Here is a 245-nt window from a genome sequence, read left to right as displayed (position 1 = left end):
TCCCTGAGTAGCGGCGAGCGAAACGGGAAGAGCCCAAACCAATAAGCTTGCTTATTGGGGTTGTAGGACACTCTGTACGGAGTTACAAAAGAATTTATTAGACGAATAACCTGGAAAGGTTAATCATAGAAGGTAACAATCCTGTAGTCGAAAATAAATTCTCTCTTGAGTGGATCCTGAGTACGGCGGAGCACGTGAAATTCCGTCGGAATCTGGGAGGACCATCTCCTAAGGCTAAATACTCT

General features: G+C 44.9%; 1 rRNA gene. It reads left to right on the top strand.

Annotated elements, in window-relative coordinates:
• Positions 1–244: ribosomal RNA gene (locus CD138_RS13990) — 23S ribosomal RNA — on the top strand; the annotation flags it as partial.
• Position 245: the final 1 nt, after the last annotated feature.

The organism is Staphylococcus intermedius NCTC 11048 (genome assembly GCF_002902385.1).
In the GTDB taxonomy this organism is placed as follows: Bacteria; Bacillota; Bacilli; order Staphylococcales; family Staphylococcaceae; genus Staphylococcus; species Staphylococcus intermedius.
This window is presented reverse-complemented; position numbering and strand designations above follow the sequence as displayed.